This window comes from Paenibacillus cisolokensis (genome assembly GCF_050481165.1).
GTDB classification, from domain to species: domain Bacteria; phylum Bacillota; class Bacilli; order Paenibacillales; family Paenibacillaceae; genus Paenibacillus_AH; species Paenibacillus_AH cisolokensis.
Window position 1 is genome coordinate 25,885 of the sequence record NZ_JBCNFP010000012.1, and the last position, 12,456, is coordinate 38,340.

The window sequence follows — 12,456 nt, forward strand, 5'->3', positions numbered from 1 at the left end:
GGCACCCGTTTGCATCGGTACGATGAACAAAAAGTTGCAAAAGTACAGGTTTTTCGGGCGCAAAATACCCAAAATGCAAAAATTCCTGCGATAATACAGTTTTTTTAATCCGTTTAAGCCAAACAGGCGAAAATCGTAAAAAATTACTGTACTTTCGCAGGATTTTACCCCATAGTCATCTATTCGGGCCAAAATTCCTGCACTTTTGCAGGATTTCGCCAAAGCAATCTGCCGGGAGACTAGGGGCGTTGAAAGCAGGCGCACCGATGGACTTCACATTGCGTACCTCAGAACCCTATTCCCTCCCTCCTCTGCCAGACGCCTGATTGCGAACCCCCAGGGCCCTATTTGTCCGCGCCTTCCCACCGGACTCCACGTTGCGTGCCTCAGGGCTCTATTCCCTCGCCCTCCTTCACATTGCATACCTCAGCGCGCCTACTACGCCGGGCACCCGTTTGCGCCCCCTCAGGGCCTCCTTATTTGCTCGCGCCCCCCCGGCTCGGCGACTACCACATGGCTTTTTCCAGAAACGATATGTTACAATAATCCCTAAGGTAAACCGCTTAAACTGACGCTAATGCATAATTGGTAACGCTTACATAACTCGTGTGAATTGTCGTTCGGCATGTCGGCGGTTCTAAACGGACGCCGCAGCCCTTATTTCGCGCTTCAAACCTTCGCACCGATCCTTGCGCACTTGAGTTCCGACTATTATGTATCCGGGGGGGTTCCGCGATGATGCGCAACTGGTATTTTCGTCTGCTCTTTTCCTACTTCCCTATTCTGGTGCTCGCATTCTCCATCATCATCTTCCTGTCCTACATCGTCGTGAACGAAACAACGCGCAAGGAGACGAAAAAGGCCGACGGCATCGCGACAGGCTATACGATCGACAGAGTCGAGCGCGCGGTTCGCGAAATCGAGATGACGATTCTAAACGAAGCAGCGAAAAATCCGAACTTCACTCTCTATATGAACCGGTCGACCGACCTTGAGGTCAAATATGCGGTTGTCCGCAGCCTGCGCGCGATAATGGAGGACAACAAGCTGATTCATTCGGTGTACGTATACCGCCGGGCGGACGGTACCATCCTGACCGATCACGGCCAATCGGAGCTGTCGTCGTTCGGGGATCGTGCCTTCATCGGCCAGGCGTGGAACAATCTCGAGTATCGCGGTTGGTCGCCCTCCCGGGAATACCGGGAATCGGAAATCGCCCAGCCGGCCGCCGTCATTTCCATGTACAAGCGGGCGCCGCTGCCGTTCGGCGACGACGGCCTCATCGTCATCAACGTGGACCTGTATGAGATTGAAAAAATGATCGGCGGCATGACGAACCGTCAATTATCCTTTATGCGGGTCCGCGACGCGGCCGGTCAACTTGTCTACCCGCCCGACGACGGCGACGACGCAGCCGCGGAAGGCAAGGTGCTGACGACAGCAAGATCCGAGCGGCTCGGCTGGACATTCGAGAGCGGCATTCAAGCGGGACAACTGTTCGGCTGGGTGTCGGTCATATCGTATGTGTGGGTTGCGATCGCTTCTCTCACGTTCGCGGCGGCGATCGTCTACCTGATCTGGATTACGAAGCGCAACTATAAGCCGATCCGGCTTATGGTCAACCGCATACAGACGCTGCAGCTCCGAAACGAAGGAACCGGGCGCGAGCTGGACGATCTGGCGGTGATCGACCGGGCGCTGGAAAAGTTGATCGATCAGGCAAGGGATTACGAGAAGGAAAAGCGGGAAAGCGCCGCCATACAGCGCCGCCAGCTGTTCCTCGATTTGATCGCCGGCGAACGGGGACGTCATATCGGCGAGCGGCTGAGCAAGCTGAACCCGCTGCCGGAGAAGGAGCGCTACGCGGTTGTAATCGCCAGGCTTGAGCAGTACGAGTCGTTTCAGTCCGATTATTCCCCAGGCGAGCAGAACTTGATGAAATACGCGCTGGGCAATGTCATGCAGGAGCTGGCGCTTAGCGAAGAGCTGTACGCCTGGGGGGAATGGGCCGCTCCCGACCGGATCGCCTTTATTCTTGCGGCGGACGGCGACGCCTTATCGGTGAAAACGCGGCTCAGGCGCACCGCCTCCGTCGCCCGCGCATGGATGGAGGAGCGGCTGCGAATTCCGCTCTCGTTCGGCATCGGCTCCGTCGTCGATGGCTGGCGCGGGCTGCACGAGGCTTACTGCGCGGCGCTGACGGCAATGGATCATCAACTGTCGATCGGACGCGATGCGGTGGCGACCAGCGACGATCTGCCGAACGGCGCACAGCACGAAATGTACAAGTATATGCAATTATGTACGGAATGCGTTCAGAAGTTTCGTCTGACTGACGAGACGTGGCGGGAGAAGTTGGAACTGCTCTTCAGGCAGCTGGAGGCCGACGCCCCCAGAGACGAGGACATTCATTCACTGCTGCGGCTGCTCCTGCAACTGCTGGGACGCGAACTGAAGGAATTGTCCGGCAATCTCGGCGGCTATTTCGAAGGAGAGCAGGCCGAGCTATGGCGAAGCCGGTTCGCGTACGCGCCATCGCTCCGCGAAATGAAAGCTTTACTGCTCGAATACTTGAACGAAATCTACCGCACCTATGTCGCCATCAGCGAAACGAAGAGCTACAAGGCGATGATCGCGGAGATGCGCGCTTACATTCAGGAAAATTTCGCGAATCCGGATCTGTCGCTGAAGCATCTGAGCGACCGGTTCCAAATTTCGGGCAAATACGCCAGCTACCTATTCAAACTGGAATATGACATGAAATTCGTCGACTATCTCGTCCGGCTGCGGATGCAGCATGCCGAACGGCTGCTTGCGTACGGAGACGACACGATACAGGATATCGCGCTGAAGGTCGGTTACGCCAATTCGATTACGTTCGGGAGGGTATTCAAACGGACCGTAGGCGTCACGCCCAGCGATTATCGCCGGTTGAAAATGCACCCCTCCGCTCCGCAATAGCGGCGCCGGCAAAACTTGCCGCACGGCGGCGGACAAGCCGCGTCACAGCAGCCGGCAAGCCGCGGCGCGGCGGCATGACCGGCTTTGACGACCAGCCGGCTCGACTAATCGACGCGCCCAATAGCAACGGATGCGGAACGAGATGCCCGTTTGAAATCGGTTTATAACGGGAAAACGGTGCGGCCGATTTGGAAAAAAAGGCGCTCGCGGCGCGGGTTCTGCGCATCGGTTGGCCTATCGGAAACTGGTTTATTGCCGGTGTGCGTACCGCCGTGCCATACTGATGCCATCCGGAGCGCCGGCATCAAACCCGCAAATAAAAGCGCATTCAAAATCGCCGACCCCGGTGTAAATCGACCAAAGGCAAAGGGGTTGACACAATGGAGAGAGCGACGAAACGGACAGGCGTCAAAAGACGGAGCGGAAGAAAAGCAATCATGCTGGTTGCGCTCGCGATCGCCTGCTCGCTGCTCGTCACCGCATGCGGCGGCGAGCGGCCGGAGAGCGGCGGCAACGCCTCCGGCAAGCCGGTCACACTCAAGATCGAAGTGTTCGACCGGGGGAACTCGCCGGCAGGTTCTTCCGTTACGAACAACTATTTGACCCGGTACGCCCAGGACAACTTCGGCACGCCGAACAACATCAAGCTGGAATACGTGCCTGTCCCGCGATCCGAGGAAGTGAAGAAGCTTAACGTGCTGATGGCCAGCGGCGGCGACGTGCCGGACATCGTCTTCACCTACGACTCGGGCACCTTCTACCGGTACGCGCAGCAAGGCGGGCTGGCCGATCTCGGCGAGCTGCTCGACGAGCACGGCCCGAACCTTAAGGCATTCCTCGGCGAAGAGACGCTGGCCTACGGCCGGGTCTACGGCAAACAGTACGCTTTGCCGGCCAAGCGGTCCCACCTCGGCAAATACGCCTCCTTCATCCGCCAGGACTGGCTCGACGCGCTCGGGCTTCCGGTGCCGCAGACGACTGAGGAGCTGTACGAGACGCTCAAGGCGTTCAAAGAGAAGGATCCCGGCCGGACCGGCGGCAAAACGATCCCGCTCGGCATGACGATCGCGCCGGCTCAATACGAGCCGCTCATCTGGTCGTTCATCAAGCCGGTCACGGAAGAGCAGCGCTATACGCTGACCCAGCAGCTCGGCTCCCGCGATTACCCGATTCTGCTGCCGGGCTTCAAGGACGCTCTGCAATTTATGAACAAGCTGTACAACGAAGGACTCATCAGCCCCGATTTCGGACTGGACAAGGACAAAACCAAATTGAACGAGGACGTGTCGAAAGGACTGGTCGGCTTCTTCAGCGAGGACGACATGAACCCGTTCTATGCGGACGGCGTCTACGCTACGCTGCAAAAAAACGTTCCCGGCGCCAAGCTTTCCGCCGTCGATGTCTACACGAACGAGGAAGGGAAGCATCCGAAACCGGAATACGCGCCGATCGGCATGTACATCATGATTCCGAAATCGAGCGAGCGCGCGGTCGAGGCGATCCGATACCTGGACTGGATGGCGTCGGGCGACCATCTGTTCCACATGCAGAACGGTGTCGAAGGCGAGAACTACACGCTGCAGGACGGCATTCCGGTCATGATTGCGAACCCTTCGGAGGAAGCGAAAAACCGGCTGTACAACCAGGGCGACATGGCGATCATCTCCAACGGCAAACAGCTCGGCGATCCGGACAAAAACGTCGAGGCGTACGTTCTCGGGATGCCGGAGGCCTATCAGGAGGAGACGCGCCGCGCGCTGACGATTTCCCGTACGGATACGATCAAACCGGTTCTGTTCGACAAGCCGATTGAGGCGCAAGCCAAATACGGCACTTCGCTGCTCGAAAAGTTCAACGAAATATTCGTCAGGACGACGATGGTCAAGCCGGAGCAATTCGAGAGTACGTACGAAACGATGATGAAAGACTACATGGCCAGCGGCGGCCAGGCGATACTGGACGAGCGGACGGAGGCTTACCGGGAGATGACCGAATAATGGCTGCGGTCGATCGACTCGCGCACAAGAGGGGACGAGGGCGCTTTCGTCCTCTTCCCTTTACGCGTCGTAAAACGAAAGGAGGCCGACGATGAACGCGATCGGATATTTTCGCCGGCACTGGCAGCTATACGCGCTGCTCGTCCTGCCCGTCATCTATTTCGCCGTGTTCAAATACGGTCCGATGTACGGCATCGTTATCGCATTCAAGGACTTCAATTTTTTCGAGGGCATTACCGGCAGCAAATGGATCGGATTTGACGCATTCCGGGAAGTGTTCGCGATGGCCGACTTCTACAAGACGCTGCGCAACACGCTTATGCTCAACTTTTTCGATCTGCTCGTTTCGTTCCCGGCGCCGCTCATTTTGGCCATCATGCTGTACGAGATGAAGTTCGTCTGGTTCAAAAAGCTGTCGCAGACGATTTTGTACATCCCGCATTTTATTTCCTGGGTTATTATCGGCGGCATCGTGTATCAGGTGTTCGGCACGCAATCCGGCATGATCAACAATGTCGTGACATCGCTCGGCTTCGACCCGGTTCCGTTTTTGACCGACAAGACGTACTGGCTCGTCACCTATCTGGCGGTCGGCGTATGGCAAAGCGCCGGCTGGGGCACGATCATCTATTTGGCGGCCCTGACCGGCATCAACCGCGAACTGTTCGAAGCGGCGGATGTGGACGGAGCAGGCAGGCTGAGAAAAATATGGAGCATTACGCTCCCGGCCCTCAAGCCGACGATCGTGACGCTGCTCATCATCAACCTGGGCAACATGATCGCCATCGGCTTCGAACGTCCTTACATTATCGGCAATACGGCGGTGCGCGACTATGCCGACGTGCTCAGCACGTTCGTCTACCGCATCGGCATCGAATCCGGCCAATATACGCTTGCCACGGTAGTCGGCCTGTTCCAGGCGGTCGTCGGGCTCGTATTCGTACTCGGCGCCAACTACGCATCCCGCAAGCTGGCGGGGCAAAGCATTTTGTAAGCCGCGATTGGCGGACGAAGGTTCCCGCACTACGGAAAGGAGCGTATGACATATGAACCAACGCCGTGCCGGCCGCGCGTTCGACGCGGTCAATTTCGTCGCCCTGTCGTTTTTTGTGCTGCTATGTCTGGCTCCGTTTCTCCACATTTTGGCCATTTCGCTAAGCTCGGCCCGCGCGATCATGTCCGGAGAAGTCAGTCTCGTTCCGGTCGAGCTGAACTGGGGCGCCTACAAGCAAGTATTTTCCGATATGTCGATGATGCGCTCGCTCGGTTTCACGGTCCTGCTCGTCTGCCTGTTCACGGTTTTGTGCATGCTGATGACGATCGCCGCGGCTTATCCGCTGTCGAAGACGAGGCTGAAGGGCCGCAAGCCGGTCATGTTCATGATTATCATTACCATGTTTTTCAGCGGCGGACTCATCCCGGAGTATATTCTGGTGCGCAGCCTGCATCTGCTCGATACGATCTGGGCGCTCGTGCTGCCGGGGCTCATCAGCCCGTTCTATTTGATCATTTTGATCACGTTTTTTCAAAACATCCCGGACAGTCTGGAGGAATCGGCGCAAATCGACGGCAGCGACTACTTCCGGACGCTCGTCAGCATTATCGTGCCGCTGTCGCTGCCTGTTATTGCAACGCTCAGTCTGTTCTATGCCGTCGGCCGGTGGAACGGCTTCACCGATACGCTTCTGTATATTACGAGTCCGGAGATGTATCCGCTTCAGCTCAAACTGTATCAGCTCGTCCAGAACAATATGATCAGCGAGCTGATGCAGCTCGAAGGCGCGTCCGGGCAGTCGATGCTGCAGCCCGAAAGCCTGAAAGCGGCCAGCGTCATGTTTGCAACAGTGCCGATTCTGCTCGTGTATCCGTGGCTTCAGCGGTATTTTGTCAACGGTGTCATGCTGGGCGCGGTGAAAGGATGAACATGAAGCGGTGCCGGACCAAACGGCAAGGAGGAGAACCAAAATGGGAAAGGACAAAGGGGAGTATTCGTTTTCGACTTGCTGGAACATCAAACGGCATACCGTCGGAAGCGCTATGATCGCGGAAATCGCGGAGCTTGGTTTCCGTCGCGTGGAGCTCAACTATAACGTCTCGCCGGAGCTGCTGGAGACGATCGAGCCGATGATCGAACGCGGCGAAATCGGCGTTTCCAGCGTGCACAACACGTTTCCTCACGTTTCCGATCCCGATTACGGGACCGACTCCGCGCTGCTCGGGTTCGACGATAAGGACAAACGTCGGCGCGCGATCGAGCTGCTCGTCAGATCGGCGGAATACGCCCATCGATACGGCGCCGAGGCGGTTGTCGTCCATCCCGGCGAAGTGCCGTTCGACTATAATATCGACGAAGCGCTCAAACGCCTTTACCGCGAGCAAGGCCTTGATTCGGACGGCTACCGGCAGCTGTGGAACGAAATGATCGGGCGTCGCGAATCGCTGAGCGGCCGCTATCTTGAGCGAATCGGCGACAGCCTGGAGGAAGTGTGCGAGCGCATCGCCGCCAAAGGCTGGGACGTAACGATCGGCATCGAGACGCGCTCCCGCTGCTACCAAATACCGACGCTGCGGGAGGCGCGCCGCATATTCGACCGACTGAAGGATGCTCCCGTCGGACTCTGGTACGATTTCGGCCACGGCATGATGATGGAGCGGATGGGCTTGTACGACAACTTGAAGGATATGGAGGCGGTCAAGGATCGCGTCGTCGGCGTTCATATCCACGAGTCGGTCGGGCTGTCCGATCATTGGTGCCCCTATGTGCACAGCGGCGATCCGGCGTATTTCGACCGGTTTCTGCCGATCATCGCAGCCGCGCCGGTGAAAGTGTACGAGCTGAAGGCCGCCTGCCGGCCGGATGAAATCGAAAGAAGCCACGAGCTCCTGCTGGGCAAGCTGGCGTCACTGGAGGCGTATGGCCGATGACGGACACCCGCCATTCGGCCGCGTATGCGCCGAAATTGCGCTTTGACCGGAACGAGCCGTTCTTCCCCGTGCGCATCGGCGTCTCGTTGCTTCGCGACAGCGAAGCGTCGCCGCGTCAATACCAGCAATCGTTTCACCGGTTCCGGCCGTCTACGACGTTCGTCGATTACGATTATCCCGATCCGGAGACACTGTTTGTTCCCTGGGTTCGGTTATACGTTATACGAGGAAATTTTGAAAATCGAGGCCGAGCCCGCCCTGATCAGGCGGACGCTTCAAAACGGAACGGCGCCGAAGGAGTGAGGGAGAGAGGATGAGCGGCATGAGGTTGTACGAGAAGCTGATAGCGGTCAACGATTACTGGACAAAGGACGGACTGGAGCGCCAGACGATGGATTCCGCCAGCCGGTTCCGCGGCGGGGTGTGCGATCCCGAGAACGGCATTCCATGGCCGAGCCATACGGGAACGCCGATGACGATGGCCATTTGGGCTTGCGCGCTCGCCAGCCGGGAATCCCGGTACTACCGCGACACCGAGCTTGCAATGCGGCTCGAGCTGGCGACGGAATTCATGCTCCGATTCCAGCACGACGACGGCACGATCTCGCCCGGCTGGACGAACCTGCATTCGCCGCCGGATACCGCCTTCGTCGTCGTCGGCCTTGCGCAGGTGCTGGAACTGCTGTCACGGCAGGATTGGAGAGCGCTGGACCGGACGCGCGGCAACCTGCGGCTGTTTCTGGAGCGGACGGCGCCGGCACTGGCGACCGGCGGCTGCCATACGCCGAACCATCGCTGGGTGCTGGCCGCCGCGCTCGGCTTCCTGCACAAGCTGACCGGACAGCGCGAGCTGGCCGCTCGGGCCGGGCAATGGCTCGCCGAGGGGATCGACTGTACGGAGGACGGCGAATGGACGGAACGAAGCAACGGCATTTACAACAGCGTGAGCGACCTCATGCTGATCCATGCCTCAGACCTCCTCGGCCGACCCGAACTGCTCGAGCCGGTCCGCCGCAATTTGCGCATGATGGCCTATCTCGTCCATCCAGACGGCGAAGTCGTCACCGATTATTCCGGCCGGCAGGATTTCGGCCATAAGCACGACCTGTCCGGCTATTTTCTCCCCGCCAAGCTGATGGCGCACCGCGATCACGATCCGCTCTTCGCGGCGCTGGCCGAGCTCGCCGGCGATGCACTCAACCATCCCGGCAGCGCGCCGAACAACGGCCTGCTCGGCTGCCTGCTTCGTCCGGAGCTGCTCGAGCCGGTCCCCGAGCCCGGCAAGCTGCCGGACAACTACCGGGTCGTCATCAACGGCACGTTCCCGCGCGAACGCTATCTGGCGGAGATGGCGTCGGCCGGACACGGCGGGCACATCCACCACAGCCGGCTGCATCCCGAATTCGGCGCCCCCATCGCGCGCGAGCGGTACGGCAGAACGAGCGTGACCGTCATGACGGAGACGAATTCCTTCTTCGCGCTGCGCCACGGCGCCGCCCGTCTGCTCGCCGTGCAGATCGCCTCGTCTTTCGAGCCGGGCTATGTCAGGATGAACGGCCTGGAACCGCTCGAAGACGGCTACCGGCTGTTCGGCGAAGAAGCGAAGGGCTATTACGGCCCCATACCTGCCGATCGGCTACCCGCCGCAAGCGGCGGCCCGGTCAGCCCATGGTACTTGCTGCCGCATCATCTTCGCGAGGTGACTCACCTTCAGCGGCATCGCGTCGGCGTGAAGCTGACGCGGACGGCGGACGGCTGGAGACTGCGCGTTCATTGCGGGATGCCGGATGCCATGCTGACGCAAATTTCGTTCGTATTCGACCCGGCCGGCGAAATCGACGGCGACGGGCTGAGTCCGGCGGGGGCCGGCGCTCAATTTTGGCGCGAAGGTGCGGTCTGTTACTCGGCGGGCTCCGACCGGATCGAGCTCACCGGCGGCGCGCACGAGCATCGGACGGCGGCGATCCGCGGCGCCGCCCTGCCGTCCGGCTGTGCGGCGCTGCTCGTCAATCTTGTGACCCCCTACGACCGGACGTTCGACATTCGGCTGTCCGGGACGGATCGAAAGGAGGAATGACCGGTGACTGTTTATATGGATCCGCGCGAGAGCGCGCGCTATGCGTTCGGCGACGACGATCACCGTATCGTGGAACTGATAGCGGGACGCTATGTCGGAGCCAACCCGCCGGTTCCCTTCGCGCTGCGCGCCTTCGCCAAGACGGGCGTTCTGCAAAACGCGGAAGGGCTTTACGACATGGAGCTGGGCGGCAAGCTGCCGCAGTCGAAGCCGGGCGACTTCGCTTACGTATTCGGTCTTGTATGGAGCGACGACGAGCGTCCGATCGACGGCATCCTGGAGCCGCTCGGCCCTGTCCGCTTTTATATGAACGAACAGCTTCTGTATCGTTCCAGCGCGGTCGACGAGATGAAGCCGGATGCGCGGGCCGTCATCCCGCTGCCGCTCCGCAAAGGATGGAATACCCTGCTCATTCAGGCTCGCCGGACGCCGGCGGGTTTCGGCTGCCGGTTCGGCGCAGTGGAAGCAAAGGTGCGCATTCTGAATGTTCTGGCACCGTTCGCCGAACGGTCGGGAAGCGCGGGCTGGGTATACGCGGGGCCGGTGCCTACGCCGCTGTTCGGCGAGAACGGAGCGTTCCCCGATTGGCGGCTGCCCGAGTCGTCGAGCGGCCTGAGCTGGCTGCCCGAGACGCGGTGGACGAAAGCGCAGGCGGCGCTGCCGAACGCCGAGCGGCTGTTCGGCTGGCCTGCCTCTCCGGCCGCCGCTTACGGCTGGACGCGGCTGTCCGCTCTTCCCGGTGCGGATATCGAGCTTACCGGCCGCGCCTTCGGCCCGACGTCGGTTTGGCTGGACGGCCGGCTCGTCGCAAGTCTGACGGAAGACGGCGCGTTCCGTGCGACCGTGAGGCCGACGGCCGCATCTCCGCAGCTGCTGGTGCGCACCGTCGGCGGCGAACGAGGCTGGGGCTTCGAGCTCGAAGCGCACTCGGGCGGGCAACGGCTCGCGTTCGAGCCACCCGTCCATGCGCACGGCTGCAAGGGCCCCTGGCTGTACGCGGGTCCGGTCGATCCGAAGTTCGACATGGCGCCGGGGACCGTCACCGCGATCGGCACGCTGCTGCCCGCCGTCGACGAAGCCGGCGAGCCGGCCGGATTCATCACCTGGTCGGCCGACGCGCCGATGACGCGGGTCCGTCCTTACTATGAGAACGCCATGCTGAGCAACAAATGGACGAGCGGCTCCGCCACCAACTTCGGGCGGTGGGACTATCCGCTCGGAGTGACGATGTACGGGCTGCTGCGCGCCTCCCGGGTGCTCGGGCGGGATGAGCTTGCCCGATATGCGCTGGACCATATCCGCTGCTGCACCGGACTTTACGAATATTCGCTCTGGGACCGGGACGAATACGGCTTTCCATCCATTAATCACCAGCTCGTCCTTATGCGCATGCTGGACAACTGCGGCTCGTTCGGCTCCGCTATGCTGGAGGCACAGCCGCTGACAGGCGACGCCGGATTATCGCGCATAGCCGATACGATTGCCGACTTCATGCTCTGCCGGCTGGAACGGCGCGAAGACGGCGCGTTCTACCGGCAGTGCGCAGGCGAATATTCGGCCGATACGATGTGGGCTGACGATCTGTACATGAGCGTGCCGTTTCTGGTCCGATATGCCGCCGCGGCCGGCAAGCCGGAAGCGATGGATGAGGCGGTCAGACAGTTTCTGCTGTACCGGCGCTACCTGTTTATAGAAGACGAACGTCTGATGTCGCACGTATTCGATTTCAAGTACGGGCAGGCTACTCGAGTGCCGTGGGGGCGAGGCAACGGATGGGTGCTGTTCTCTCTTTCGGAGCTGCTGGAGAGGCTGCCGGCCGACCATCCCGGTCGGGAAGAGCTGCTCTCCTTCTTCCGGGACTTGTGCGCCGGCGTAGCCGCCTTGCAGACCGAGTCCGGCCTTTGGCGCCAGGTGCTGAACGAGCCCGAAGCGTACGAAGAGTCGTCCTGCACGGCCATGTTCGCTTACGCTTTCGCCCGCGGCGTCCGGTTCGGCTGGCTCGCGGACGAAAGCCGTTATGCGGATGCGGCGATCCGCGCCTGGCGCGGCTTGACGGAACGCGCCATCGACAGGGCCGGCAACGTTTACGGCGTCTGCAGCGGCTCGCGCTATTCCTTCTCGCCGGAATATTATATGTACGACCTGGGGACGGTCGTCAACGACAATCACGGCATCGGCATCATGATGCTAGCCGGCGTCGAGATCGGCCTGCTTAAAGCGGCGGCCGCCGGATGGGCGGCAGATTCGACGCAATAACGGCAGGGCTCCCCGCGCGGCGGCGGATTCGGCACTATTATGGGGGGGGCAGCCGCCGCCATTCGACCGGATCCTTACGCCCCCTCGTTCCCGCGCCAGTCTTTCGCGTTCGTCTGACATGCCCGTTCGGATCTTGACCTGAAAAATCGTCGGAAAGCCTGGCGACTTTTCACTTTCGCATTATCCGGGACAATTAGCATCGGTACGATGAACAAAAAGTCACTAGCGTTGCATCAAACA

General features: G+C 60.2%; 8 protein-coding genes. All 8 read left to right on the plus strand.

Annotated elements, in window-relative coordinates; all coding sequences use genetic code 11:
- Positions 1 to 735: 735 nt before the first annotated feature.
- Positions 736 to 2,961, plus strand: coding sequence for a helix-turn-helix domain-containing protein (locus tag ABEV74_RS01985; RefSeq protein ID WP_430143078.1), 2,226 nt, complete (start codon positions 736 to 738; stop codon positions 2,959 to 2,961).
- 380 nt (positions 2,962 to 3,341) lie between these two features.
- A complete protein-coding gene (locus ABEV74_RS01990) occupies positions 3,342 to 4,958 on the plus strand; it encodes an extracellular solute-binding protein (protein ID WP_430143080.1) in 1,617 nt (538 codons plus the stop codon).
- Between the two features lie 91 nt (positions 4,959 to 5,049).
- On the plus strand, positions 5,050 to 5,952 hold the full coding sequence (locus ABEV74_RS01995; protein WP_430143082.1) for an ABC transporter permease: 903 nt from the start codon (positions 5,050 to 5,052) through the stop codon (positions 5,950 to 5,952).
- 52 nt (positions 5,953 to 6,004) lie between these two features.
- The gene (locus ABEV74_RS02000) at positions 6,005 to 6,880 is read left to right on the plus strand and encodes a carbohydrate ABC transporter permease (protein ID WP_430143084.1); all 876 of its coding nucleotides are present in this window, start codon (positions 6,005 to 6,007) and stop codon (positions 6,878 to 6,880) included.
- Between the two features lie 43 nt (positions 6,881 to 6,923).
- Positions 6,924 to 7,883 carry a sugar phosphate isomerase/epimerase family protein gene (locus ABEV74_RS02005; protein WP_213527833.1) on the plus strand — a complete coding sequence of 320 codons (960 nt, stop codon included), beginning with the start codon at positions 6,924 to 6,926 and terminating at the stop codon, positions 7,881 to 7,883.
- Positions 7,880 to 8,200 (plus strand): hypothetical protein, encoded by a 321-nt coding sequence (locus ABEV74_RS02010; RefSeq protein ID WP_430143086.1) that lies wholly within the window; start codon positions 7,880 to 7,882, stop codon positions 8,198 to 8,200. Before ABEV74_RS02005 ends, ABEV74_RS02010 begins: the two co-directional genes overlap by 4 nt.
- Complete coding sequence (locus tag ABEV74_RS02015; protein WP_430143088.1) at positions 8,197 to 9,960, plus strand: hypothetical protein; 1,764 nt, start codon at positions 8,197 to 8,199, stop codon at positions 9,958 to 9,960. Before ABEV74_RS02010 ends, ABEV74_RS02015 begins: the two co-directional genes overlap by 4 nt.
- A gap of 3 nt (positions 9,961 to 9,963) precedes the next feature.
- Positions 9,964 to 12,216 (plus strand): glycoside hydrolase family 88/105 protein, encoded by a 2,253-nt coding sequence (locus tag ABEV74_RS02020; RefSeq protein WP_430143090.1) that lies wholly within the window; start codon positions 9,964 to 9,966, stop codon positions 12,214 to 12,216.
- Positions 12,217 to 12,456 lie beyond the last annotated feature (240 nt).

Excerpts from the sequence above, each read along its gene's own strand:
- ABEV74_RS01990 (WP_430143080.1), top strand. The coding sequence starts at position 3,342 with ATGGAGAGAGCGACGAAACGGACAGGCGTCAAAAGACGGAGCGGAAGA.
- ABEV74_RS02010 (WP_430143086.1), top strand. The coding sequence starts at position 7,880 with ATGACGGACACCCGCCATTCGGCCGCGTATGCGCCGAAATTGCGCTTT.
- ABEV74_RS01985 (WP_430143078.1), top strand. The coding sequence starts at position 736 with ATGATGCGCAACTGGTATTTTCGTCTGCTCTTTTCCTACTTCCCTATT.
- ABEV74_RS02000 (WP_430143084.1), top strand. The coding sequence starts at position 6,005 with ATGAACCAACGCCGTGCCGGCCGCGCGTTCGACGCGGTCAATTTCGTC.
- ABEV74_RS02015 (WP_430143088.1), top strand. The coding sequence starts at position 8,197 with ATGAGCGGCATGAGGTTGTACGAGAAGCTGATAGCGGTCAACGATTAC.
- ABEV74_RS02005 (WP_213527833.1), top strand. The coding sequence starts at position 6,924 with ATGGGAAAGGACAAAGGGGAGTATTCGTTTTCGACTTGCTGGAACATC.
- ABEV74_RS01995 (WP_430143082.1), top strand. The coding sequence starts at position 5,050 with ATGAACGCGATCGGATATTTTCGCCGGCACTGGCAGCTATACGCGCTG.